The 25,012-nt window shown below is 60.3% G+C and carries 20 protein-coding genes and 1 tRNA gene; 3 read left to right on the top strand and 18 right to left on the bottom strand.

The window, feature by feature from the left end:
- Window positions 1-11 precede the first annotated feature (11 nt).
- The 3 genes from uvrA to uvrB form a co-directional block, all read right to left on the bottom strand.
- Window positions 12-2,909 (bottom strand): excinuclease ABC subunit UvrA, encoded by a 2,898-nt coding sequence (uvrA, locus tag RQ865_RS00430; RefSeq protein WP_311476528.1) that lies wholly within the window; start codon window positions 2,907-2,909, stop codon window positions 12-14.
- 143 nt (window positions 2,910-3,052) lie between these two features.
- A complete protein-coding gene (gene rlmN / locus RQ865_RS00425; RefSeq protein ID WP_311476525.1) occupies window positions 3,053-4,288 on the bottom strand; it encodes a 23S rRNA (adenine(2503)-C(2))-methyltransferase RlmN in 1,236 nt (411 codons plus the stop codon).
- Between the two features lie 49 nt (window positions 4,289-4,337).
- On the bottom strand, window positions 4,338-6,404 hold the full coding sequence (gene uvrB, locus RQ865_RS00420; RefSeq protein WP_311476523.1) for an excinuclease ABC subunit UvrB: 2,067 nt from the start codon (window positions 6,402-6,404) through the stop codon (window positions 4,338-4,340).
- Window positions 6,405-6,480: 76 nt separating this feature from the next.
- Here uvrB and RQ865_RS00415 point away from each other — a divergent pair, with 76 nt between their 5' ends.
- Window positions 6,481-7,191 carry a YigZ family protein gene (locus tag RQ865_RS00415; RefSeq protein ID WP_311476521.1) on the top strand — a complete coding sequence of 237 codons (711 nt, stop codon included), beginning with the start codon at window positions 6,481-6,483 and terminating at the stop codon, window positions 7,189-7,191.
- Here the strand turns inward: RQ865_RS00415 and coaE are convergent.
- The 4 genes from coaE to polA all read right to left on the bottom strand — a co-directional run bounded on the left by coaE (window position 7,188) and on the right by polA (window position 14,023).
- Window positions 7,188-7,865: a dephospho-CoA kinase gene (coaE, locus tag RQ865_RS00410; protein ID WP_311476519.1), complete on the bottom strand. Its 678-nt coding sequence runs from the start codon at window positions 7,863-7,865 to the stop codon at window positions 7,188-7,190. The two genes, RQ865_RS00415 and coaE, sit on opposite strands and share 4 nt — an antisense overlap.
- A 186-nt stretch (window positions 7,866-8,051) precedes the next feature.
- Entirely contained in the window at window positions 8,052-9,500 is a 1,449-nt protein-coding gene (gene rpsA / locus RQ865_RS00405; RefSeq protein ID WP_201516949.1) for a 30S ribosomal protein S1, read from the bottom strand.
- Between the two features lie 159 nt (window positions 9,501-9,659).
- The gene (locus RQ865_RS00400; RefSeq protein ID WP_311476517.1) at window positions 9,660-11,369 is read right to left on the bottom strand and encodes a DUF885 domain-containing protein; all 1,710 of its coding nucleotides are present in this window, start codon (window positions 11,367-11,369) and stop codon (window positions 9,660-9,662) included.
- Window positions 11,369-14,023, bottom strand: a complete 2,655-nt coding sequence (gene polA / locus RQ865_RS00395; RefSeq protein ID WP_311477027.1) for a DNA polymerase I — start codon at window positions 14,021-14,023, stop codon at window positions 11,369-11,371. Before polA ends, RQ865_RS00400 begins: the two co-directional genes overlap by 1 nt.
- Before the next feature lie 132 nt (window positions 14,024-14,155).
- On the opposite strand from polA, the gene RQ865_RS00390 reads away from it, so the two are divergent.
- Complete coding sequence (locus RQ865_RS00390; RefSeq protein WP_311476515.1) at window positions 14,156-14,638, top strand: hotdog fold thioesterase; 483 nt, start codon at window positions 14,156-14,158, stop codon at window positions 14,636-14,638.
- Between the two features lie 92 nt (window positions 14,639-14,730).
- Here the strand turns inward: RQ865_RS00390 and RQ865_RS00385 are convergent, their stop codons facing one another.
- Window positions 14,731-15,339, bottom strand: coding sequence for a response regulator (locus RQ865_RS00385; protein ID WP_311476513.1), 609 nt, complete (start codon window positions 15,337-15,339; stop codon window positions 14,731-14,733).
- Window positions 15,340-15,406: 67 nt separating this feature from the next.
- Here RQ865_RS00385 and RQ865_RS00380 point away from each other — a divergent pair.
- Window positions 15,407-15,489, top strand: a tRNA-Leu gene (locus tag RQ865_RS00380).
- 12 nt (window positions 15,490-15,501) lie between these two features.
- Here the strand turns inward: RQ865_RS00380 and RQ865_RS00375 are convergent.
- From RQ865_RS00375 to RQ865_RS00330, 10 genes are all read right to left on the bottom strand, one after another.
- A complete protein-coding gene (locus RQ865_RS00375) occupies window positions 15,502-16,308 on the bottom strand; it encodes an ABC transporter ATP-binding protein (RefSeq protein ID WP_311476511.1) in 807 nt (268 codons plus the stop codon).
- A complete protein-coding gene (locus RQ865_RS00370; protein ID WP_311476509.1) occupies window positions 16,305-17,297 on the bottom strand; it encodes an iron chelate uptake ABC transporter family permease subunit in 993 nt (330 codons plus the stop codon). The genes RQ865_RS00375 and RQ865_RS00370 overlap by 4 nt, the downstream gene beginning before the upstream one ends.
- 25 nt (window positions 17,298-17,322) lie before the next feature.
- On the bottom strand, window positions 17,323-18,306 hold the full coding sequence (locus tag RQ865_RS00365) for an iron chelate uptake ABC transporter family permease subunit (protein ID WP_311476508.1): 984 nt from the start codon (window positions 18,304-18,306) through the stop codon (window positions 17,323-17,325).
- Entirely contained in the window at window positions 18,299-19,261 is a 963-nt protein-coding gene (locus RQ865_RS00360; RefSeq protein WP_311476505.1) for an ABC transporter substrate-binding protein, read from the bottom strand. The genes RQ865_RS00365 and RQ865_RS00360 overlap by 8 nt, the downstream gene beginning before the upstream one ends.
- A gap of 176 nt (window positions 19,262-19,437) precedes the next feature.
- Window positions 19,438-20,901, bottom strand: a complete 1,464-nt coding sequence (gene pyk, locus RQ865_RS00355; RefSeq protein ID WP_311476503.1) for a pyruvate kinase — start codon at window positions 20,899-20,901, stop codon at window positions 19,438-19,440.
- A gap of 38 nt (window positions 20,902-20,939) precedes the next feature.
- A complete protein-coding gene (gene lgt / locus RQ865_RS00350; RefSeq protein WP_311476501.1) occupies window positions 20,940-21,977 on the bottom strand; it encodes a prolipoprotein diacylglyceryl transferase in 1,038 nt (345 codons plus the stop codon).
- A complete protein-coding gene (gene trpA, locus RQ865_RS00345; protein WP_311476499.1) occupies window positions 21,977-22,759 on the bottom strand; it encodes a tryptophan synthase subunit alpha in 783 nt (260 codons plus the stop codon). The genes lgt and trpA overlap by 1 nt, the downstream gene beginning before the upstream one ends.
- The gene (trpB, locus tag RQ865_RS00340) at window positions 22,756-23,988 is read right to left on the bottom strand and encodes a tryptophan synthase subunit beta (protein ID WP_311476498.1); all 1,233 of its coding nucleotides are present in this window, start codon (window positions 23,986-23,988) and stop codon (window positions 22,756-22,758) included. The genes trpA and trpB overlap by 4 nt, the downstream gene beginning before the upstream one ends.
- On the bottom strand, window positions 23,985-24,758 hold the full coding sequence (gene trpC / locus RQ865_RS00335) for an indole-3-glycerol phosphate synthase TrpC (protein WP_311477026.1): 774 nt from the start codon (window positions 24,756-24,758) through the stop codon (window positions 23,985-23,987). The genes trpB and trpC overlap by 4 nt, the downstream gene beginning before the upstream one ends.
- A gap of 2 nt (window positions 24,759-24,760) precedes the next feature.
- Window positions 24,761-24,982, bottom strand: a complete 222-nt coding sequence (locus RQ865_RS00330) for an HGxxPAAW family protein (protein WP_311476497.1) — start codon at window positions 24,980-24,982, stop codon at window positions 24,761-24,763.
- Window positions 24,983-25,012 lie beyond the last annotated feature (30 nt).

Here is a 25,012-nt window from a genome sequence, read left to right as displayed (position 1 = left end):
CGAATCATTCGCTACGACTTCTTGCGTCGCGGCCGGCGCGGCGTGGGTGTGACCAGCTCGGCAAGAAATTGCCCGGTCGCACTCGCGTCGACCGCGGCAACCTGTTCGGGTGTTCCCTCGGCGACAACCTCGCCGCCGCCGGCACCACCTTCCGGGCCGAGATCGATCACCCAATCGGCGCTCTTAATGACGTCGAGGTTGTGTTCGATGACGATGACGGTATTCCCCTTATCGACCAGCCCAGACAGCACAACGAGCAGTTTGCGCACGTCTTCAAAATGCAATCCGGTGGTGGGTTCGTCGAGCACGTACACTGTGCGACCGTTCGAGCGCCGCTGCAGCTCAGTAGCAAGCTTCACTCGTTGCGCCTCCCCGCCCGATAGTGTCGTGGCTGATTGCCCGAGCCGCACATAGCCGAGCCCCACATCCACCAGCGTCTGCAAATAGCGGTGAATCGCGGTGATGGGTTCAAAGAAGTCGGCTGCTTCCGAGATCGGCATGTCGAGCACATCCGCGATGGTCTTACCCTTGTAGTGCACCTGCAGGGTTTCGCGGTTGTAGCGCTTGCCACCGCACGCCTCACACTTGACGTAAACGTCGGGTAAGAAGTTCATCTCGATCTTGATCGTGCCGTCACCGCGACACTCTTCGCACCGACCACCCTTAACGTTGAACGAGAATCGTCCCGCCTGGTAGCCGCGCGCCTTTGCTTCTGGTGTCTCAGCAAACAGGTTCCGGATGCGGTCAAACACGCCCGTGTAGGTGGCTGGATTCGAGCGCGGGGTGCGGCCGATCGGCGCCTGGTCTACATGCACGACCTTGTCGAGATGCTCGATGCCGGTTACTCGCGTGTGTTTACCCGGCACCTGCCGCGCCCCGTTGAGCCGGTTTGCGAGCACTTTTTCAAGCACATCGTTCACGAGCGATGACTTGCCGGAACCTGAAATGCCGGTTACCGCGGTGAATACGCCCAGTGGGAAATCGACTGTGACATTCTTCAGGTTGTTCTCGCGGGCACCCACGACGGTGAGTTTTCGTTTCGGGTCGGTTTTGCGCCGTTTGGCGGGCACCGGAATGCTCCGCCGGCCGGCAAGATAGTCGCCGGTGATGGATGCTTCGTTATTGAGCAGCTCGTCGTAACTGCCGGAGTGCACGACCTCACCGCCGTACTCCCCTGCCCCCGGGCCGATATCAACGAGCCAGTCGGCCGCCCGGATTGTGTCTTCGTCGTGTTCGACCACGATCAGGGTGTTACCGAGATCACGAAGCTTTATGAGCGTGTCGATCAAGCGACGGTTATCGCGCTGGTGCAAACCGATCGAGGGCTCATCAAGCACGTAGAGCACACCCGTGAGTCCGGCGCCGATCTGTGTCGCTAACCGAATTCGCTGAGCCTCACCACCCGAGAGCGTGCCAGCAGAGCGTGCCAGGTCGAGATAGCTCAATCCCACCTCGGTGAGGAAGCTCAGCCGCGAACGCAATTCACGCAGCACCTGTGCCGCCACCTGCTGCTCGCGTGGCGTGAGTTCGAGGTTGTCAAAGAAGGCGAGCGCCTCGTCGAGCGACATCCAGGTGACATCAGCGATTGATTTGCCCTGTACGGTGACCGCCAGCACCTCGGGGCGCAGTCGTGCACCCTGACAGGCTGCGCACGGCACTTCACGTAGATACTGTCGCCAGCGGTCGCGGGCGGTGTCTGATTCGGCCTCGGCAAATTGCCGTTCGAGGTAGGGCACGACGCCCTCAAATCCCGATGAGTAGGTGACGTTGCGGCCATACCTATTGCGGTATCGCACCCGCACCTTGTGGTCTTTGCCGTGCAGCAGGGCCCGCTGCACATGCTTCGGCAGCTTCCGCCAGGGAGTGGTGAGAGAGAAGCCGAGTTCGTCGGCAAATCCGCGCAACAGACGATCGAAGTATTTGTAGAGCGATTTTCCCTGCGACGACCACGGCAAAATCGCGCCCTCGGCGAGGGATGCATCCGGGTCTCCAATAATGAGATCCTCATCCACCGACATTCGGGTACCGAGACCATCGCAGGTTGGGCAGGCGCCAAAGGGGGCGTTGAACGAGAAGGTGCGCGGCTCAATCTCGGCGAGCGCAAGATCGTGATTGTTGGGGCATGACAGCTGCTCGGAAAACGTGATGGTGCGCTCGGGATCGTCGCTGTCGCGATCGACGAAATCGATCGTGACCCGCCCATCAGCCAGTCGCAGCGCGGTTTCGAGCGAGTCGGTGAGGCGTCCGAGCAAATCATCCTTGGCGGCGAGCCGATCAACGATCACCGAAATATCGTGCTTATACGACTTCTTGAGCGCCGGCGGGTTCGTCAACTGCACGCGTTCACCGTCGACAATCGCGCGCGCAAATCCCTGCTGCGAAAGTGACGAGAATAGGTCGACGAATTCGCCCTTTTTCTGCTGCACTACCGGGGCGAGGATCTGGTAGCGCGTGCCTGCGGCAAGCTCCATCAACCGGTCGGCAATCTGCTGCACGGTGGCCGCCGCAATTCGCTCACCGCATACGGGACAGTGCGGGGTGCCGACCCGCGCCCACAGTAGGCGCATGTAGTCGTAGATTTCAGTGATGGTGCCGACGGTTGAGCGTGGGTTGCGGTTGGTTGATTTCTGGTCAATTGAAACCGCCGGACTCAACCCCTCGATGAGATCAACATCGGGCCGGTCAACCTGCCCCAAAAACATCCGCGCATATGAAGAAAGCGACTCGACATAACGGCGCTGCCCCTCAGCGAAAATCGTGTCAAAAGCCAGCGACGACTTCCCCGACCCCGAGAGCCCGGTGAACACAATCATCTTGTCACGGGGCACCGTGACCGACACATTTTTGAGATTGTGTACCCGTGCATGCTGCACGTGCAACACCGGGGTCTTGGCTTGGTTCGGAGACATAAACGCGGATTCTGGCACCTCTCCAGGGTACGTCGCCCCGATCAGAATTGGTTGGTCTCACCGCGCGTCACCGAGCCAGATCCGCCACGATCCAAACGTGGCGAGCTCGGTCGCGCCCCAGTGGCTGGGCTACTCTCGCTGGTCTAACGCTGCTCGTCGGCAGCCGCCAGCTGGCCACAGGCGCCGTCGATTTCTTTACCTCGGGTGTCACGCAGCGTGGTCGGTACGCCCTTTGCCCGCAGCCGTTCCACGAACTCTTCGGTCGCTTCGGGAGTTGACCGAGTCCAGATCGAACCCGGAGTGGGGTTCAGCGGGATCGGGTTCACATGCACCCAGCCACGACCCCGCGCATTGAGTTTGTCGGCCAGCAGATCGGCGCGCCAGGCATGGTCGTTCATGTCTTTAATGAGCGCGTACTCAATCGACACCCGGCGGCCGGTCTTGTCGAAATATTCACGGGCCGCATCCAGCGCTTCATCCACCTGCCAGCGACTATTGACCGGGATGAGGTCATCACGCAGCTCGTCGTCGGGCGCGTGTAGCGAGAGTGCAAAGGTGAGCGGCAGTCCCTCATTCGCGAGTTTGCGGATCGCGGGCACGAGTCCGACCGTCGACACTGTAATCCCGCGCGCCGACATGCCGAGCCCCTCGGGAACCGGGTCAACCATCCGGTGGATCGCATTCATGATGCGTTTATAGTTGGCGAGCGGTTCACCCATCCCCATGAACACGATGTTGTTTACGCGCTCGGGCACACCATCCGCACGCACTCCCCCGAGTTCACCGCCGGCGATCGCCCGGTTTGCCTGCACGATCTGGTCGACAATTTCAGCGGTCGAAAGATTCCGTGTCAGACCGTTTTGTCCGGTGGCACAGAACGGACAGTTCATCCCACATCCCGCCTGCGAAGAAACACACAGCGTGATCCGCCCCGGATAGCGCATGAGCACCGACTCGACGAGCACGCCGTCGAAACAGCGCCACAAAAATTTGATGGTGTTGCCATCATCGGTACGCAGTCGGCGCACCTCGGTGAGCAGTGTCGGAAGGGTCTGCGCCACCAGCTCATCGCGATCTTTCGCGGGCAGATCGGTCATATTTTCTGCCCGGTCGGTGTAGTGCTGGAAGTAGTGTGTCGAAAGCTGCTTGGCCCGAAACGCCGGGAACCCAAGTTCTTTCAGCCACTCCTGCCGCTCAGCCATGGTGAGATCAGCCAGATGGCGGGGCGACGGCTTGACGCGCCGCGTAGCCGCGAATTGCAGCTGCGGACGCCCATCCGGGCCCATCGGCTGCACCCACCCCTCGGCGGTGGGACGCACCTGAGGTCGGTCGCTGCGGAGCGACTGAGAGCGGGTCGGGCGGCTGGTTTCGTTTCGCATCCTCTCCAGTATCACGGATGCGCTGCAATCTTGCCGGGTTTTGGCCCGGTTAGGCGTGGCCCGCTTTTTCGATCTGCCGCAGCTCTTTTTTCATCTCGGCAAGTTCATCGCGCAACCGCGCCGCCAGCTCAAACTTGAGTTCGCTTGCGGCCTGCAGCATCTGCTCATTGAGGTCGTGGATGATCGCTTCGAGCGTTTCCGCGCCCTCGGCACCGATACCTTCCCGGCGCAGATTCGGGGTGGTGCTGCGGCGATCGTCACGGGCACGACCCGAAAGCAATTCTTCGGTGTCGCGTCCCTCTCGAATGAGCACCTCGGTGATGTCGTTGATTTTTTTGCGCAGCGGTTTCGGATCAATGCCGTGTTCTTTGTTGTACGCCATCTGTTTGGCACGACGACGCTCGGTCTCTTCAATCGCAACCCGCATCGCCTCGGTCTCGTTATCGGCATACATGTGTACCTCGCCCGACACGTTTCGCGCCGCACGCCCGATGGTCTGGATGAGTGAGGTGGATGAGCGCAAAAAGCCTTCTTTATCGGCGTCGAGAATTGCCACCAGCGACACCTCCGGCAGGTCGAGCCCCTCACGCAGCAGGTTAATGCCCACCAGCACGTCGAACTGCCCCGCACGCAATTCGCTGAGCAGCTCTACCCGCTTGAGCGTGTCGACATCCGAGTGCAGATAGCGCACCTGCACACCGTTTTCGGCAAAAAACTCGGTGAGGTCTTCGGCCATCCGTTTGGTCAGCGTGGTGACCAGCACCCGCTCATCTTTTTCGACCCGCACGCGAATTTCTTCGAGCAGATCATCAATCTGCCCCTTCGTTGGTTTCACGACGATCTTCGGGTCGAGCAGCCCCGTCGGGCGAATGATCTGCTCGACCACGCCGTCGGCCTGTGACAGTTCATACTTGCCGGGGGTTGCCGACAGATACACGGTCTGACCGATGCGCTCTTTAAACTCGTCCCAGCGCAGCGGCCGGTTGTCGAGGGCTGACGGCAAGCGAAAGCCGTACTCCACCAGGGTGCGTTTGCGTGACGCATCCCCCTCATACATCGCACCAATCTGCGGCACGGTCACGTGCGATTCGTCGATCACCAGCAAAAAATCATCCGGGAAATAGTCGAGCAGACAGTGCGGCGGCTCGCCCCGGTGCCGGCCATCAATATGCATCGAATAGTTTTCAATGCCCGAACAAAAACCGATCTGCTCCATCATTTCGAGATCAAATTCGGTGCGCATCCGCAGCCGCTGCGCTTCGAGCAGCTTACCCTGCGATTCAAACTCCTGCAGCCGCTCGGCAAGTTCGGTGCGGATACCGTCCATCGCCCGATGCATCACATCCTGGCTCGCCACATAGTGCGATGCTGGAAACACGCTCACCGAGTCGGCATCGCGTACAACATCACCCGTGAGCGGATTGAGCATACTGATCGCATCCACCTCGTCACCAAAAAGTTCGATGCGAATGGCAAGCTCTTCGTACACCGGAATAATTTCGATGGTGTCGCCCCGCACCCGAAAAGTACCCCGTTCAAACGCCACATCGTTGCGGCTGTACTGCATCGCCACGAATTTGCGGATGATCTCGTCGCGGTCGACGATATCGCCCACGTGCAGCGCCAGCATCGAGTCGTAGTACTCCTCGGGCTTACCCAGACCGTAGATGCATGAAACGGTCGAAACTACCACCACATCGCGGCGTGAGAGCAGCGAGTTGGTGGTTGAGTACCGCAGCCGCTCAACCTCATCGTTGATCGACGAGTCTTTTTCGATGAAGGTGTCGGTTTGTGGCACATAGGCTTCGGGCTGGTAGTAGTCGTAGTACGACACGAAATACTCAACCGCGTTATTCGGCATCAGCTGCCGAAACTCATTGGCCAGCTGCGCGGCGAGCGTCTTGTTATGCGCCATGATCAGCGTGGGCCGCTGCACCTGCTCAATCAGCCATGCCGTCGTCGCCGATTTACCCGTACCGGTTGCCCCCAAAAGCACCACATCGGTCTCACCGGCGTTGATTCGCTGCGCGAGCTCGGCAATCGCCTGCGGCTGATCACCGGAGGGCTGATAGTCGCTTACCACTTCGAACGGGCGCACAAGTCGGGTTGGTTCCATGCTTTTAGCCTAGGCCCGCCCGCTGCGGGACACATTCGACCTCCCTGGTGCCCATCGTGACCAGTACACTCGAGGCATGGTTGTCGCGCCCGATTCGAGTTCGACTACGGCCCCGAGTTATGGCGTGCTGGTCGACGATGTCGAGCATGAACTCGAGATGAAACGCTCGCGGTTCATTACCTATCTGGGCCGGATTGAGCGCGAGGATGAGGCTCGCGAGTTTATCGAGCTGACCCGCCATGAGCACCGCACCGCCCGCCACCACTGCTCAGCTTTTGTGCTCGGCAGTAGACGACAGCTACAGCGCTCGAACGACGACGGTGAACCCTCGGGTACCGCCGGCGCGCCAATGCTCGAAACCCTCGCCGGGTTTATTCGACCGGGCCAGCACTCCCCCGATATCTCCGACACGATTGCCGTAGTGGTGCGCTATTTCGGCGGCGTGCTGTTGGGCACGGGCGGTCTGGTGCGCGCCTATACCGACTCGGTTACCGAGGCACTGGGTGGGGCACGCTTTACCACCCGCCAACAAATGCGAAAGTATGCGGTGACAGCTCCGCTAGAGGCCGCCGGGCGTTGGGAGAACCAACTGCGCGGCGCGAAGATTTCGGTGTTCAACGCCGACTACACCGCTGCCGGAGTGCGGTTCACGCTCGGGGTGCCGGATGCGCAAGCTCAGGTGACAGCGCTCGAGGCCGATATTGCCACGCTTTCACACGGCCACGCCACGCTCGAGCTACTCGACACCGGCTGGGTTGACATTCCTTGCGAGGTCACACCCAGCTAGTTGTCGTCGCTGCGTTCTTCTTTCGGAACCGTACTTGATGCCGTGTCGTAACTCACTTCGTCGATTGCTGCGAGCTCACCGGCGCGCAGCCGCGCGTAGAGTTCATCCACTTGGTCGAGCGTTTCGGCTAGTGGCCGGGTGGTGTCGATCACCACATCCGCGATCACTCGGCGCTGCTCATCGCTCACCTGCGCGTCAATACGGGCCTGCGCCTCCTCGCGACTCATTGCACGGGTTTCCATGAGCCGTTCGAGACGTACCTGTGCCGGTGCATCCGCCACCCAGATCTCGTCATAATCAAAATTGGAGCGGTTTTCGGCAAGCAGCGGAATATCGTGCACAAAAATCGTGTCAGGTTCTTCGGCACGAATGCGGTCGATGCGGTCATTCGTCACCCGTCGAATCTCGGGATGCGTAATGTCGTTGAGCGCGGCGAGTGCATCATCATCGTTGAAAACAATCTCGGCGAGTGCCTGCCGGTTGAGGGTGCCATCTGCTGCGAGCACCCCTTCGCCGAACCGCTCAACGATGGCGCGCAGCGTCGGACTGCCGGGTTGCACGATCTCCCGGGCTACTTCATCAGCGTCAATGATGAATGCTCCAAGCTCACGAAGCCGGTTCGAAATGGTGGTCTTCCCAGAGGCGATCCCTCCGGTGAGTGCGATTGTCGTCACTGGAACCTCCTTAGGGCCGGGCCACGCACCGATGCGAAGCGAATCCTTATGCAGCCAGCCTACTCTGGCCGGCACTGAAGATGCTGGAGACACTCATCCACACAGGGCGTCTTGGAAACCACTGCGGGGTGTGGTTCTGACGAACCACACCCCGCAGTGTTAGCGGTCTGACCGCCTGGCTAGTGCCTAGTGACCGGCAAGCTTCTCGCGCAGCGCGGCAAGCGACTCGTCGTCGGCAAGCGTACCGAAGCTGTCGTCCGACTCGCTCGAGAACGAACCCTGCGGAGCCTCGGTAGCGACCGGCTCGGCAGCGAGGGCTTTGCGGACCTGTTCCTTGTGAGCTTCCCAGCGGCCCTGAGCCTGAGCGTACTCCTGCTCCCAAGCCTCGCGCTCGGCCTCGAAACCTTCCATCCACTCGTTGGTTTCGGGGTTGAAGCCTTCGGGGTACTTGTAGTTACCCTGCTCGTCGAACTCGGCGAGCATACCGTAGGTGGCGGGGTCGAAGTCGACGCCGTCCGGGTCAACGCCCTCGTTTGCCTGCTTGAGCGAAAGCGAGATGCGGCGACGCTCGAGGTCGATGTCGATGATCTTGACGAAGAGTTCTTCGCCCACCGAAACGACCTGGTCGGCGGTCTCGATGTGCTGGTTCGACAGCTCCGAGATGTGGACGAGGCCCTCGATACCGTCGGCGACGCGCACGAACGCACCGAACGGAACAATCTTGGTGACCTTGCCGAGCACGATCTGGCCGATGGCGTGGGTGCGAGCGAGCACCTGCCACGGGTCTTCTTGGGTTGCTTTCAGCGAGAGCGAAACACGCTCGCGATCCATGTCGACTTCGAGCACCTCAACGGTGACCTCCTGGCCAACCTCGACAACCTCCGAGGCGTGGTCGATGTGCTTCCAGCTGAGCTCCGAAACGTGGACGAGACCGTCAACGCCGCCGAGGTCGACGAACGCACCGAAGTTGACGATCGACGACACAACGCCCTTGCGCACCTGGCCCTTCTGGAGCTGGTTGAGGAAGTTCGCGCGGGTCTCCGACTGGGTCTGCTCGAGCAGTGCGCGGCGCGAGAGCACCACGTTGTTGCGGTTCTTGTCGAGCTCGAGAATCTTCGCCTCGATCTCCTGGTTGAGGTAGGGAGTGAGGTCGCGAACGCGGCGCAGTTCGATCAGCGAAGCGGGGAGGAAGCCACGCAGGCCGATGTCAACGATGAGACCGCCCTTAACAACCTCAATGACGGTACCGGTAACGACACCGTCCTCTTCTTTGATCTTCTCGACGTCGCCCCAGGCGCGCTCGTACTGCGCGCGCTTCTTCGAAAGGAGCAGACGACCCTCTTTGTCTTCTTTCTGGATGACCAGGGCCTCGATCTCGTCACCGAGCTCGACTACGTCGTCGGGGTCGACATCGTGCTTGATCGAGAGTTCGCGCTGCGGGATAACACCCTCAGTCTTGTAGCCGACGTCGAGGAGAACCTCGTCGCGGTCGATGCGAACGACGGTGCCCGAGATCAGGTCGCCGTCGTTGAAGTACTTCATAGTTTGTTCGACCGCGGCGAGGAAATCGTCCGCAGTCCCAATGTCGTTAACTGCGATCTGCTTGTTCGCCTGATCGGTCGTGGGATTCGTCATGTAGGTCGTGCTCCAGAGGATGGATAGGGTCGGCTGGACTGCAGCAATGGCGGATTTGCCATTCGCAACATCCAGAAACGGATAAAGCGCACAAAAATGCTGTTCGAGTCTACCCTATTTTCTCGCTAAATATCCACCCGGGCAGCTCGCACCGTGCGTCTAGTTGCCTGCGATTGCGAGCACTTCACGAAGTGTGTCAAGGCTCACTGTGCCAAGCTTTAGGGCTCGGGTGTGCCAGTTGCGCAGCGAGAAATTCGCGCCCGCTTGCTGGGCGGCTGTGTTGCGCAGCTGCTCCCAGATGCGCTGCCCCACCTTGTAGGCGGGTGCCTGTCCAGCCCAGCCAAAATACCGGTTCACCTCGAAACGAATCGAGGCCGGATCCGACATCATGTTCTCGGTCATGAATGACAGCGCAAAATCGTAATCCCACGCTCTGCCGCGCTCATCTGCACTGGCAAACTCCACCGGAACTTCCTTACCCAGGTGCACCCCGATATCAAGCACCACTCGGGCCGCGCGCATCCGCTGCGCGTCGAGCATCCCGAAACGGTAGGCCGGGTCGTCAAGGTAGCCGAGCTCATCCATCAGCCGTTCGGCATATAGCGCCCAGCCTTCGCCGTGCCCCGAACACCAGTTCATGCGTCGCCAGGTGTTCAGTTGTGATTTCTCAGCGGTGGCCGTGGCGATCTGCAGGTGGTGGCCGGGAACACCCTCGTGATAGACCGTGGTCAGTTCACGCCAGGTTGCAAAGCTCGTCACTCCTTCCGGCACCGACCACCACATCTGACCCGGGCGCGAAAAATCTTCGCTCGGCCCGGTGTAGTAAATGCCACCCTCATTCGTTGGGGCGATCATGCAGCGGATAGCACGCATCTGGTCGGTAATTTCAAAATGCGTACCGGCAAGCTCGGTCACCGCCTGATCGGCGCGCCCCTGCATCCAGTCGCGGAACTCTGCCGCCGAGTCGATGCGGTATTTCGGGTCGTTATCGAGTCGCTCAGCGAGGTCGGCAATCGCAATTCCAGGTTCGAACTGGTCGGCAATTTCACGCTGCTCGGCGATCATCCGCTGTAGTTCGGCGATGCCCCACTCGTAGGTTTCGTCGAGGTCGATCTCGGCACCCACAAACATCTTCGAGTTGAGCGCGTAGAGGTCTCGACCAAACGCATCCGTCTCGCTCGCGGCCGGTTCAATCTCGCGCTGCAGAGTCAGCGAAAGCCGTCCATACGCTTCGGCAGCGTCTCGCGCTGCAGCCGCGAGCTCATCGGCAAGCTCAGGGGAGATCAACGCCCCAGCCTGAGCGAGCTCACCGAACGGGCCGTTCAGTTTGGCATAGGCTGCGGTCTGGTCGGCAAGTTCACGCACCTGGCGTTTGGCTGCCACTTGTCCACGGCGCACGCCCTCTCGCAGCGTCTCGAGATACCCCGAAACCGCCTCGGGCACCCGACGCAACCGCTCAGCGATAACCGTGAAGTCATCGGCGCTTCGCTGCGGCATGAGATCAAAAATTGCCCGGATGCTGTGAGCCGGCGTCGCAATATTGTTCACCTCGCGATACGGCATCCCGGCATCGATGAGTGCCAGACGCAGTTCAAGGTTGCGACGCAACTCGAGTTCGGTTACCCGATCAACCTCATCTTGCACCGGCACCTCGTCAAGCTCCCGCAGCGCTCGAGCCACCAGCTGACGTTCGCCAGCGATACCTGCCGGTGAATAGTCGGCGTAGGCGGCAAGATCGCCGGGCCGTGCAAGATTGATCCGTAGCTCGGGATTCAACTCAACGAGCTGGTCGACCCAGCGCTCACAAAACGCATCCAGCGGCGTTGCTTGCCGCTGCGCCGACGTGTCGCCTACCTGTGGCTGTGTCATTAGTGTCCTGCCTCCTGCCAGTTTTTGCCGTGCCCAACCGAAACGCTCAGCGGCACATCGAGATCTGCCGCCGAACCCATTTCGTCGCGCACCAACTGTTCAAGCCGCTCCGATTCGCCCGGAGCAACCTCGAAAATCAATTCGTCGTGCACCTGCAACAGCAGCTTTGATTGCAACTGTTCGCGGGCCATGCGTTCACTGATGTGGATCATTGCAATCTTGATGATGTCGGCCGCGGTGCCCTGAATCGGCGCGTTAAGCGCCGCCCGCTGCGCGTTCTCACGGGCAACCCGGTTGGTCGAGTTCAGATCACCAAATGGGCGCCGCCGCCCGAACAGTGTCTGCGTGTAGCCATCCTTCGCCGCCTGCTCAACCGAGCCCCGCAGATAGTCACGCACGCGACCGAATCGTTCAAAATACCCGGCCACCAGCGCCTTTGCCTCCGCAACCGGGATACCCAGCTGCTTAGAAAGCCCGAAGGGGCTGAGGCCATACACGAGCCCATACGACATGGCCTTCACCTTGGTGCGCATCTCGGGGTCAACATCCTCGGGTGCGACACCAAATACCCGCGATCCCACGAATCGGTGCGTGTCTTCACCACGCACGAACGCGTCAATCAGATCACGGTCTTGAGATAGATGCGCCATGATGCGCATTTCAATCTGCGAGTAGTCGGCGGTGAGCAACTGGCTATACCCCTCACCCGCAATAAATGCCGACCGGATGCGCTGCCCCTCTGAGCTGCGAATCGGGATGTTTTGCAGGTTGGGATCGGCTGAAGCCAGTCGCCCGGTTGCTGCCCCGGTTTGCAGATAGGTCGTGTGGATGCGACCATCCGCCGCCACCGACTTGCGCAGCGACTCGGTCATCTGCCTGAGCTTGGTCCAGTCGCGATAGCCGCGAAGCGCTCCGAGGAAAGGATGGGGCGATTTCAGCTCTAGTGATTCAAGCGACTCGGCATCCGTTGAGTAGCCGGTCTTTGTGCGCCGGGTTTTCGGCATACCGAGCTTGTCGAACAGCACCGTCTGCAATTGCTTGGGCGAGGCGAGGTTGATTCGTTCACCATCGATCGCGTCAAACGCCTGCTGCTCAAACTCCGCGGCTCGCTCTGCTTGCTCGCTTGAAAGCTCGGTAAGTAGCTCGGTATCGATGGCGATGCCGGCATCTTCCATCTGCGCCAGCACCGGTATTAGCGGCACTTCGATTTCGCTAAACACCGGCCTGGTGGGTTCGGGCAGTGACGCTACTGCGGCTTCGGTGGCGCGGCGAATGAACCACGCATCCGCACCAATCGATCCGGCATCTGCACCCACTTCGTCAGCGTCCAATAGCGTCTCAGGCGCAGACTCGGGCAGTGTTTCGCCAAGTTCGCGCAGCACCAGTTCGGCAAGCCGTTTCGGCACTCCCACGGGGTTGCCGAGAAACGCGGCAATCCTGCCGTCGTTCAGAGCACCGCCAATGCTGATGCCAGCCTTAATTGCCTGCCGCAGCTGCGGTTTCGCGGTGAAGAACGTCTTCGGCGAGTCAGCAGCAAGCCACTGGCTCACCACAGCCAGCGTTTCAGGTTCGGCAACTACAACTGCCGAATCCCCGCCGCCGAGACCAGCCTGCAGCAGTGTTGTGTTGCCCGCCGTATCAGCACCGAACACCAGCTCAACACCGATCCCCAGCGGGCAGGTATCTTCTTGCTCGGCAAACCAGGCACGCAACTGTTCGGCACTGAGTTCTCGATGCACCGGCAGTTCGGCAGCGGGATGCGTGGCCCGGCTCGTAGCGGTACCGTCGCGTTCGGCGGCCAGTTTCAACACTCGATCTTGCAGGGTGCGGAACTGCAGGCGTGTGAACAGCTCACGCACGCCATCCACATCCACCGGTTCGATCTCAAGCCCATCTGGTGCCACACTGAGCTCAACATCGGTGAGTAGCTGATTGAGTTTGCGGTTGCGAATTGCATTCTCGCGGTGCTCACGAAACGACTCGCCCACTTTGCCGGTCAGTTCGGCATCATGTTCGAGAATCGCGTCGAGCGAACCGTACTGGTTGAGCCATTTCGCGGCGGTTTTCGGGCCCACTTTCGGAACTCCGGGAAGGTTGTCGGCTTTTTCACCAACCATCGCTGCCAAGTCTGAGTAGCGTTCGGGGCCAACGCCATATTTTTCAGCTACCTTTTCGGGCGTGTAACGGGTCAGTTTTGACACACCCTGCACTGCCGGGTAGAGCAGTGTTGTCTTGTCATTCACCAGCTGAATCGCGTCCCGGTCACCCGACACAACCAGCACCTGGTAGCCGTCCCGCTCTCCCTCGTGGGCGAGCGTGGCGAGAATATCGTCGGCCTCAAAATCGTCTTTTTGTAGCCAGGTAATTCCCATCGTGTCGAGCACCTGCTGCAGCAGCGCAATCTGACCGCGAAACTCAGGTGGTGTCTCTTGCCGGCCCGCCTTGTACTCGGGATACTCGCGATTTCGAAACGACTTTGAACCCGCGTCGAAGGCGACCGCCAGATGCGATGGATTCTCGTCACGCAGCAGCGAAAGCAGCATCGAAACGAAGCCGTGGATGGCGTTGGTGTGTTGCCCCTCATTGTTCACAAAGCTGTCCACTGGCAGGGCGTAGAATGCCCGAAACGCAAGTGAGTGGCCATCGATGACCATGAGTGTGGGCTTGGATTGCTGCTGTTTCGCTGTCACAGTGGTCAGCCTACTGGCCCGATCATCCACGACGCTGGCGTTCACTCAGGAGATCCTCACCCACGCAGGTCCCCACCCACATTGGAGGCTCGAGTAATGCACACTCCCCCGCCACCGAGCGTACCCACCGCGCACATCGGCGAAACGATTAATGGGCTGCTGGTTCCCGATCAGCTGCACATCACCCGCGGACGCGGCACAGGCGCGCTGGCAACCGCGATGCAGATCTATCTGGTCGAGTTTTCACCCGAACACACGATCGCGGTCATGCCGGTGGCGGGTAACACACAACCGCTCGGGCTCCTGCACGGCGGAGCGAACTGTGTGCTTGGCGAATCACTCGGATCGATGTCGGCCTATGCTCACGCCGCCGCGCTCTCGCCCGACCATTACGCGGTGGGTATCGACATCAATGCGACCCACACCGCATCTGCCACTTCGGGTTGGGTCACCGGTGAGTGCACCGCGATCAGCCTGGGCCGGTCGGTGACGGTGCATGAAATTGTCATTCGGGATGCGGCCGGCCGCCGATGTTCAACGGTGCGTATTACCAATTTGATTCGGAAACACAGCGGCTGACGGTCAGCGTGAACGCATCCCATCAGCCGTGTGCGACGCTGCTGATTCAGCTCTGAACCCTGGTGGCGCGGCCGCTTAATGCGTAAGCGTCACTATTTGTCTTTTTTTGGTGCGAGCTGTTCAACAACTGCCTGCGCAACCTCATGCATCGTGAGGCGGCGGTCCATCGAGGCCTTCTGAATCCAACGGAAAGCTTCCGGCTCACTCAGGCCCATCTTGTCGGTGAGCAGGCCTTTGGCACGGTCGACCAGCTTGCGTGTTTCGAAGCGTTCGGCAAGGTCAGCCACCTCGTTTTCGAGCGCCACGATCTGCTGGTGACGTGCGAGTGCAATCTCGATCGCTGGCAGCAGGTCGTTCTGAGTGAAGGGCTTCACCACATAGGCGAGCGCCCCGGCTTCGGTGGCGCGCTCAACGAGGTCGCGCTGGCTGAACGCGGTGAGCAACACAACCGGGGCGATGTTGTCGTCGGTGAGCTGCTTGGCGGCGGCAATGCCGTCGAGCTTGGGCATCTTGATGTCCATGACGACCAGGTCGGGGCGCAAATCGCGCGCCAGTGCAACAGCGGTTTCACCGTCACCGGCCTCGCCGACCACGTCGAACCCGTTGTCGCGAAGCGTCTCAACAATGTCAATGCGGATCAGCGACTCGTCTTCAGCGACGACGACGCGCCGCGGAACTTGGGATGCATCAGTATCAGTCACAAAATCAGGCTACTCTACTCATATTGAAAACACTTCATATTGAAACCACTCCTGCTGAGTGACACATGCCGATGTGGCGGAATGGCAGACGCGGCGCACTCAAAATGCGCTGTCCGCAAGGACGTGTGGGTTCGACTCCCACCATCGGCACCGACTCGTTCACTATTCACTCGTGGCGCGCTGCTGCAGCCGCCGCTTCGGCATTTCTGGCGCCCAGTAGTACATCCCGATGTGCCGACCCTCGATCTCGTGAATCGGGATGTACATGTCGTAAATCTCGGCGAGTTTGCGCTCGAGCATCACCTCATCAGGTGTGCCCTGCACCACCACATGGCCGTCTCGCATGGCGATAATGGTGTCGCTGTACACCGAGGCGAAATTGATGTCGTGCACGACAATCACAATGGTCTTCCCCAGCTCGGTCGCGATTCGGCGCAGGTGCTGCATCATGATCACCGAATGGCGCATATCGAGATTATTGAGCGGCTCATCGAGCAGCACATAGTCGGTGTCCTGACAGATCACCATTGCCACGAACGCCCGCTGTCGCTGCCCTCCCGACAGTTCGTCGACGAAGCGGTCTTGCAACTCAGTGAGCCCCAAAAACGCCAGTGCCTGATCGATCAACCCATTATCGTGGTCGGTGAGTCGACCCTGAGTGTGCGGAAACCTGCCGAAGGCGACGAGATCACGCACCGTCAGACGGATAGTGACGTGATTCTCCTGCCGCAAAATAGCGAGCCGTTTGGCGAGTACCGATGATTTGGTCTTGGTGACGTCGAGGCCATCAACTGTAATCACCCCGGCACTCATTGGCTCTAGACGGCTCATAAGCGACAGCAGGGTCGATTTACCCGCCCCGTTCGGGCCAATTATCGAGGTCACACCACCCGGTGGGATGTTCAGCGAAACGTCATCGACCACGACAGTGTCACCAAAGCGCTTCACAACCGAATCAATGGTGATCACAGCGGCTTCCTCCTCAGAATTAACACGATAAATAGCAGCCCGCCCACAAATTCCACGATCATAGCGAGTGCGATGTCGAGCTGAAACACCCGTTCCACCAGCAACTGCCCACCGGTGAGCGCAATCATGCCGATAAGCGCCACAGTTGGCAGCATCGTCGAATGGTGCGAAACTCGCAGCGCTCGATATGCCAGGTGCACCACGATCAACCCGAAAAACGTCACCGGCCCCACGAGCGCGGTCGCCACGGATACGGCCAGTGCCACCGAAGTGAGTGTGCGCACCCGCATAGCCCGCGGCGAAATCCCAAGGTTCGTGGCGATCGGCACACCGAGCCCCATCACATCGAGGCGGCGACGGTCGTACCAATTCACCGCCATGCTCACCACAAGCAACACCGATGCCGGCAGCAGGAGTTCTTTGGGCACGTTCGTGAAGGATGCAAAAAAGGTGTTCTGCAGGGTCATGAACGTGTCGGGGTCGATCATTCGCTGCAGGAAGGTGGAGATGCTGCGGAAGAGCATCCCGAGCACCACGCCAATAAGCAGCAACGTGTGCACCCGCACCTGGGTGTGCAGCAGCCAGCTATACAGCAGCACCGCAAACAGCACCATGCATCCCACTTCGACCCAGAAGCTCCCCACCGTACCGAAGGTGCTGGCGGCAGTGCCACCGATAACAAACGCTATGACCGTTTGTAACAGGATGTAGAGCGAGTCGAAACCCATGATGGAGGGAGTCAGCAACCGATTGGCGGTGATTGTTTGGAACGTTGCCGTCGAGAATCCGATCGCAACCGCGACCAGTGCAAACGCCCAGATCGCGCGGAGCCGGCGACCGAGCACATACTCGATATTGCCACTGAGATCGAACAGCAAATACGCGGCGATGAGCGCGAACGCTATCACCGACAACACCGTCATGGTGATGAGATCGCGGCGCTGGTTTGCTCGCTGTGCAGCGCCGCCGCCGGTGCTCGACGATCTCACTGCTGGCTGAATGCGGGAATACACACTAGCCATGAGCGGCCCGCTTCCGATGGGGACGCAGCAACAGAGTCAAGAACACAGTGGCACCCACTATCGACATCACGAGCCCCAGGGGCACTTCATAGGGCCAGTTAATGACGCGTCCGACAATATCGCTCACCAGCACCAACAGCATCCCAAGCACTAGCACCCAGGGCGCGGTGCGGCGCACATTGTCACCGAGCAACATTGCCACCAGGTTGGGAACAACCAGTCCAATAAACGGGATGGCTCCCACATGCACCACGACAATCGCCGTATTGAGCGCCACAATGACCAGGCCGAGCAACACGATACGTGAGTAGTTCAGGCCGAGATTAGTGGTGAGGTTGTCGCCCAGCCCCGCCACTGTAAACCGATCGGCAGCAAGGAAAGCCACGAGGGTGAGGGCGGCGGCGATCCACATGAGCTCGTAACGACCTTCAATGATCGCGCTGAAGCTTGCCGATTGCATGCTGCCGAGTGATTGCAGCAGGTCGGTGCGATAGGCAATGAATGACGCCACCGCGCCAATGACATTGCCCAGCATGATGCCCAAAAGCGGCACCATGAGCGGATCACGCATCGGGATGCGTTTGAGGATGAGCATGAACAGCAGGGTTCCGCCAAGGCCAGCGAGCGCACCAACTGCGAGTTTGCCCATTACTGGGATACCCGGGGCAAGCACCATCACCAGCACGATGCCGAGCATGGCCGAGTCAACTGTTCCGGCGGTGGAGGGTTCGGCAAAGCGGTTGCGCGCCAGCATCTGCATGATCATGCCGCTGAGCGCCATGGCGCTGCCGGCAAGCAACAGCGCAAGGGTGCGTGGCACGCGACTGGTCCACAGCAGGTTGATGTCATTCGTGGCGCTGGAAGCGCCGCTAGCGCCGCCAGCTCCGATTCCGAGGCTGACGACGCTTGCGGCCAGGGTGAGGGCGATCAGCACCCACAGCCCCCAGTGTGCAAAGCTGCGTTGGAATCTATCCACCGATTGCAGCAGACAGTTCGTCGATCATGCTCTTGGTGGTGTCAAGTCCTCCACCAACGAGGTACCAATTGGGGGCGTCGAGGTAGGTGATGCGGTCATTCTTGGCGGCATCGGTGGCGTTGACAATCGCGTTGTCAAGCACCTGCTGCGCTGCCTCGCCTTCAGCTCCGATTGCCACATCGCGGTCGATGACCAGCAACTGTGCCGGGTTCTTGTCACCGATGTATTCGAACGAGATTTCCTTGCCGTGGCGAGCCTCGCCGGGGGTGGCCGCTTCATCGGCGGAGACGAAGCCGAGATCGTCGAATACGAAGCCGTATCGACCACCGGGGCCGTAGGTGGAGAGCTTGCCGCCCGAGCTCATGACGAGCATGGTTTTACCGGCTTCACCCGCCTTGCCACGAAGTTCGTCAGCGGCCGCCGTGATTTCGTCAACACGCTTCTGGGCAGCGGCCTCTTCACCAAACAGTGCCGCCAGATCGATCGCGCGTTCGTTGGCGCTGGCGAGCCAGTCTTTCCTGTCGATCGACAGGTTCACGGTGGGAGCGATCTCTTCGAGCTGCGGTTCTTGTTCGGCCAGGCGAGCCGAGATGATGATCAGGTCGGGGTCTAGCCCGGCAATCGCCTCGAAATCAGGTTCTTTGAGCGTGCCGACATTGGCGACGTTGGCATACGACTTCAGCGATTCGGGCAGCGACTTAGTGGCAGTACCAACCACAACATCCGACTTACCCACCGCGTTGAGCGTGTCGAGGCTTGCATAGTCGAGCACCACCACCCGCTCGGGTACCGCATCGAGGGTGCGTTCACCGTCGACTGTGGTGAGCGTAAGGTCTACGGCGTCTGCGCTCGAACTCGGGCTTGCGGTCTCGCTCGGGGCTGCCGCCGAGCAGGCGGTGAGTGCGAAAGCAGCGGCAGTGGCAACCGCTACGGCAAAAATGCGACGAATGCGCATACGAATAACTCCTGGTCTCAAACGAAAGCCGTGATCACTCCACGACCTATGGGTAAGGTTAGCCTTACCTAACAGGATGATGCAAGTGAGCTTCGTCGCACAGGCGTGAAAAACACCACGGTGCACAGCGTTGCGGCGCGCCAGCCCAGTGACTTACCGCGGCCTACTCCCGGGAGTTACTCGCGAGTGTGCCGCCCGCGGTAGGCGGGGATGCTCTGATCCTCTGCCTCACCCACGCGGTGGACGCGCACATCGTTGGTTGACCCGGTTACCCCCGGAGGCATACCCGAAACGATAATGACCTTGTCACCGCGCTTAGCGAGATTGTTGTCAAGCAGATAGCGCTCCACCTGCTGAAACATCTCATCGGTGTGCGTCACCCGCTCCACCATGGTCGCTTCCACGCCCCAGTACAGGTTCATCCGACGACAGATCGACTCGCGAGGCGTGAAGCCGAGAATCGGGATTCGCGGACGCAGCCGCGCAAGTCGGCGCACCGAGTCACCCGATTCGGTGAACACGCAGTGATATTTCGCACCAAGAAACTCGCCCAGATCCACCGCGGCCAGTGTGATTGCGCCGCCCTGGGTGAACGGTTTTGTGCCGAGCGGGGGGATGCGGTCAAGACCGTGTTCCTCAGTGGACGCAATAATGCGCGCCATCGTCTCGACCGCCACAATCGGGTACTGGCCCACACTCGTCTCTCCCGAAAGCATCAGCGCATCCGCACCGTCGAGCACGGCGTTGGCACAGTCGGACGCCTCGGCGCGGGTGGGACGGGGATTGCTCATCATCGATTCGAGCATCTGGGTGGCAACAATCACCGGCTTTGCTCGCCGACGCGCCAACTCGATCGCCTTCTTCTGCACGATCGGCACCGATTCGAGCGGTAATTCCACACCGAGATCACCGCGGGCAACCATGATGCCGTCAAAGGCGTCCACGATCTCGGCCAGGCGCTCTACTGCCTGCGGTTTTTCGATCTTGGCGATCACCGGCAGCGTGACACCCTCTTCTTCCATGATCTGGTGCACGCGGTGGATATCTTCGGGGCCGCGTACGAACGAGAGTGCGATCATATCGGCGCCGATTCGCAGTGCCCAGCGCAGATCGCCCTCATCTTTTTCGCTCAGTGCGGGAACGTTCACCGCGACACCGGGGAGGTTGATGCCCTTGTTGTTTGACACCGGGCCGGGTACTTCTACGCGCGCGGTGACCGTGGTGTCTGATACTTCGACCGCACGCAGCATGACCTTTCCGTCGTCGATCAGGAGCGGGTCGCCCACCCGCACATCCTGCGGCAGACCTTTAAAGGTGGTGCCCACGATCTCCTGGTTACCGACTACATCGTCGGTGGTGATCTTAAATAGCGCGCCTTCGGCCAGGTCGTACGGGGCGCCCTCATCGAACTTGCCGAGCCGGATCTTCGGCCCCTGCAGGTCGACAAGAATCGCCACCTGGTGACCCAGTTCGGTAGCTGCCTCACGAACCAGTTCGTAGTTGCGACTGTGCACAGTGTGGTCACCGTGACTGAGGTTGAAGCGGGTGACGTTCACACCTGCGCTGAGCAGTGCCCGGATCCCTTCTGGTGTGTTGACAGCCGGCCCCAGTGTGGCAACGATCTTTGCGCGACGGTTCATGATCCTCCGATTAATACGTGACGAATCCGGGCAGCACTTTACCTGACCGATGTGGTGTGACTATCGGGGTCGCCGCTTGCTGCATCGGGTGTGTCCTGCGACACCCCGTTGGCAGTAGGAGCATCCTCGGCAGCCGTCGCGGCGTCTTCTTCGGCTTCCGCGTTGATCGTGCCTGCCGAATCCTTGTTCTTGGCCTGCGCGTCTTCGATCACAAAGGGCTTGTTCGACAGGTAAATGGTGCGCTCAAGTGGTGCGTCGGTGGCACGGTCGCGGCGTACGCTCCAGACGTACACCGTAACACCGGTGAGCACCATCAGCAGGGCCCCGAAAACATTGGAGCGCATGCCCAGGATCACTTCTGAGTAGTCGACGCGAATCGACTCGATAACCATTCGTCCCAGTCCGTACCAGATGAGATAGCCGGCAAGCATCCGCCCGCCGCGCCAGCGCAGCATCCGTTCAATCAGCAGCAACACCCCAACACCGGCGAGGCTCCACAGCATTTCGTAAAGAAACGTCGGGTGGAAGAGCGTCCCCGCAGGCAAACCGGAAGGATAGGCCGGGTTGGTGGGCAGAATCTCCAGCCCCCAGGGCAGGTCGGTGGGCCAACCGAACAGTTCGTGGTTGAACCAGTTACCGAGCCGACCGATTGCCTGCGCGAGCAGCACCGTTGGCGCGGCCGCATCCGCAAACGAAAGAAACCGAATACCGCGCACCCGGCAAACCAGCCAGGCACCGAACGCCCCACCGATGAGGGCACCGATAATGGCGTTACCGCCCTCCCAAATCGCGAAAATATTCCAGATGTTCGCGCCCGGATAGAAGTAGTCGGCCGGATGCGTGAACACGTGCCACAGTCGCGCACCAACGAGCCCCAACAGCACCGCTGGCATCGCGATATCAATGATCACCCACGGCTCACCGCCGCGCTTGGTCATCCGCCGATTCGTCCACAGCACCGCCACGATAATTCCGGCCACGATAATCAGGGCGTAGGTGTGGATGGTTAGCGGGCCCAGTGCGAATGCGCGCCACTCGGGTGGTGGTGACGGGATGGCAGTGAGTACCGGTGGCATTAACGTTCCGTTCCTCGAACAAGTTCGGTGGCAGTGGCAGACAGCGCGGCAACGCCGCCCTCAGCAAGTGAACGTACCAGCGCCGAACCAACGATCGCGCCCTCGGCGTACCCGAGCACATCGCGCACCTGGTCGGCGGTGGAAATTCCAATACCCACGCAGGCGCGTTCACAGCCAAGCTCGTGCAGGCGGTCGGCTAGGACGCGAGCCGCACGGTCAACATCGGCTCGGGCACCAGTAATTCCCATGGTCGAGACCGTGTAAACAAAACCGCGCGAGGCTTTGATGATCATCCGCAGCCGGTCATCACTCGAAGTTGGGGCTGCCAGAAAGATGCGGTCAAGATCGTACTTATCGGCTGCGCTCAGCCATTCACCGGCCTCCTCGGGAATGAGGTCGGGGGTCACCATACCCGCACCACCGGCATTTTTCAGGTCGCGCGCGAAGTTATCGACACCGCGAGCATGCATCAGGTTGTAATACCCCATCACCACGATTGGCATATCAACCCGTGAACACACCTGTTCAATGGCCCGGAAGAGCTGGTCGACGTGAAATCCTGCCTGCAGTGCTCGCTGGCAGGCCGCTTGAATCACCGGCCCGTCCATAACCGGATCGGAGTACGGCACCCCAAACTCGAGCGCATCCACACCGGCTTCCGCAAGCGCAACCGCGGCATCAACAGAAGTGTGAAAATCGGGAAAGCCGGCGGGTAGATAACCGATCAACGGTCCGCGACGATGTGCGCGGGCCCGATCAATCACCGAGACGAGTTCGCTCACAGCTGCCCCTCCCCGATGACACGGTTCGCTTCTCCAAGCTCAAACCAGTTCATCGCGGTCTCCATATCTTTATCGCCGCGGCCCGACAGCGACACCACGATAATCGCGTCGTTACCGAGTTGCTTCCCAACGCGCATCGCGCCCGCCAACGCGTGAGCCGACTCAATTGCCGGGATAATCCCCTCGCTCTGCGAGAGCAGCCGCATCGCGGTCATCGCCTCTGAGTCGGTGGCGCCGATATATTCGGCTCGACCAATCGCGTGCAGCCACGAGTGCTCGGGGCCGACGCCCGGGTAATCGAGACCCGCCGAGATCGAATGCGATTCGATAGTTTGACCGTCAGCGTCCTGCATGAGCATGGTTCGAGCCCCGTGCAGCACCCCGGCGCGGCCAACTTCAATAGTGGCGGCAGTGCGACCCGAGTTCAAGCCCTCGCCCGCGGCCTCCACGCCATACAACCGCACTTCTGGATCATCGAGGAAAGCCTCAAACATGCCGATAGCGTTAGAACCCCCACCAACACAGGCGAACACAGCGTCGGGAAGCTTGCCGGTACGCTCAAGAATCTGTTCGCGGGCTTCTTCGCTGATGACCTGCTGCAGGTCACGCACAAGCGCCGGGAATGGATGCGGACCGGCTGCCGTACCAAAGAGATAGTTGGTGGTTTCGACATTCGCCACCCAGTCGCGAAACGCCTCGTTGATCGCGTCTTTCAGCGTCTGTGAGCCCGATGCTACCGAAATCACCTCGGCGCCAAGCAGCCGCATCCGCGCCACGTTCAGGCTCTGTCGCGCGATATCGACCGCACCCATGTAGATAGTGCAGTCAAGACCAAACAGTGCTGCCGCGGTTGCCGTCGCCACGCCGTGCTGACCGGCACCCGTTTCGGCAATAATGCGTGTTTTACCGATGCGTTTGGTCAGTAACGCTTGGCCGAGCACATTGTTGATCTTGTGCGAGCCGGTGTGGTTGAGGTCTTCACGTTTGAGAAACACCCGCCCTCCCCCGCAGTGCTGTGCAAACCGCGGTGCCTCGGTGAGTAGCGACGGGCGGCCGCTATATTCGCGTCCAAGCTGACGCAGCTGCGCTAAAAACTCGGGATCGTGTTTTGCCGAGTCCCACTCGTGAGTGAGCTCCTCGAGCGCCGCAATCAGGCTTTCGGGAACAAATCTGCCCCCAAACTCGCCAAAGTACGGCCCCTCGGTGTGGCGAAGCTGCTGTTCGCTCATACGTTTCTGAACTCCTTAATTGTGGCGGCCGGATCAGAACCGGTCACGAGCGCCTCACCGATTAAGACCGCATCGGCGCCAGCATCGCGATAGGCGCGCACATCTCTGGGACGAAGCACCGCAGATTCAGCAACCCGCACCACACCCGCGGGATATTCCGGAGCGAGTTCGGCAAAAAGTTCTGGATGCAGTTCAAACGTTTTGAGGTCGCGCGCGTTCACACCGAGCACGCGAGCGTCCACATCGAGTGCGCGCGCGAACTCGTCACGCGTGTGGGCCTCAATGAGGGCGGTCATACCGAGCTGCTCGGTGAAGTGTTTGAGACGTTCCAGCTGTGGCTGGGTAAGACTCGCCACGATGAGCAGCACCAGGTCGGCGCCCGCGGCACGAGCTTCAAGAATCTGGTATTCCTCGCCGATGAACTCTTTGCGCAGCACCGGCACTTCGACGGCTGCACGAACGGCACGCAGATCGTCAAGCGAACCCAAGAACTTGCGTTCCTCGGTCAAAACACTGATCGCCGAAGCACCACCCTGCTCGTATTGCCGGGCAAGCTCGGCCGGATCGGGGATGCCAGCCAACCGTCCGCGTGAGGGCGATGCGCGCTTCACCTCGGCAATGATGTGCACCCGATCATTGCGGTGCAGGGCCGCAGCAGCGTCGAGAGCGGGTGCCTGCGCGAGCGCAATACGTTCGAGTTCGGCCGTCGGTAGCTGTTCCCGACGGCGGGCAGCGTCTTCGAGCGACCCGGCAAACAGGTCGTCGAGAATCACTACGCTTCCTTCGGCCCGAGCCCCAGAGCCTTCAGAACCGGCCAGAGGATTGCACCGGCGGGCACACAGGCCACACCCACCCAGAACAGCACCTCAGACTCGATGAACAGACCGATAGCGCCCAGCACGAAACCGAGCATAATTACCGTTACACCGATCCATCCGGCGACCGAGTGACCCTCGTCTTCGTAGTGATCGATAGCTGCCTGCTGGTTCGACATGCAAAACTCCTTCAAGAGGTCTGAAACTCT

The sequence above is a fragment of the uncultured Gulosibacter sp. genome, from assembly GCF_963509965.1.
Lineage (GTDB): Bacteria > Actinomycetota > Actinomycetes > Actinomycetales > Microbacteriaceae > Gulosibacter.
The sequence above is the reverse complement of the archived record's forward strand: the minus strand, read 5'-3'. Positions and strand labels throughout refer to the sequence as shown.

Coding starts and splice junctions, on each gene's coding strand:
- RQ865_RS00415 (WP_311476521.1), top strand. CDS start 6,481: ATGGTTGTCGCGCCCGATTCGAGTTCGACTACGGCCCCGAGTTATGGC.
- RQ865_RS00360 (WP_311476505.1), bottom strand. CDS start 19,261: ATGCGCATTCGTCGCATTTTTGCCGTAGCGGTTGCCACTGCCGCTGCT.
- RQ865_RS00400 (WP_311476517.1), bottom strand. CDS start 11,369: ATGACACAGCCACAGGTAGGCGACACGTCGGCGCAGCGGCAAGCAACG.
- uvrB (WP_311476523.1), bottom strand. CDS start 6,404: ATGGAACCAACCCGACTTGTGCGCCCGTTCGAAGTGGTAAGCGACTAT.
- polA (WP_311477027.1), bottom strand. CDS start 14,023: ATGGTCATCGATGGCCACTCACTTGCGTTTCGGGCATTCTACGCCCTG.
- lgt (WP_311476501.1), bottom strand. CDS start 21,977: ATGCCACCGGTACTCACTGCCATCCCGTCACCACCACCCGAGTGGCGC.
- rlmN (WP_311476525.1), bottom strand. CDS start 4,288: ATGCGAAACGAAACCAGCCGCCCGACCCGCTCTCAGTCGCTCCGCAGC.
- uvrA (WP_311476528.1), bottom strand. CDS start 2,909: ATGTCTCCGAACCAAGCCAAGACCCCGGTGTTGCACGTGCAGCATGCA.
- RQ865_RS00330 (WP_311476497.1), bottom strand. CDS start 24,982: ATGTCGAACCAGCAGGCAGCTATCGATCACTACGAAGACGAGGGTCAC.
- RQ865_RS00390 (WP_311476515.1), top strand. CDS start 14,156: ATGCACACTCCCCCGCCACCGAGCGTACCCACCGCGCACATCGGCGAA.
- rpsA (WP_201516949.1), bottom strand. CDS start 9,500: ATGACGAATCCCACGACCGATCAGGCGAACAAGCAGATCGCAGTTAAC.
- pyk (WP_311476503.1), bottom strand. CDS start 20,901: ATGAACCGTCGCGCAAAGATCGTTGCCACACTGGGGCCGGCTGTCAAC.
- trpB (WP_311476498.1), bottom strand. CDS start 23,988: ATGAGCGAACAGCAGCTTCGCCACACCGAGGGGCCGTACTTTGGCGAG.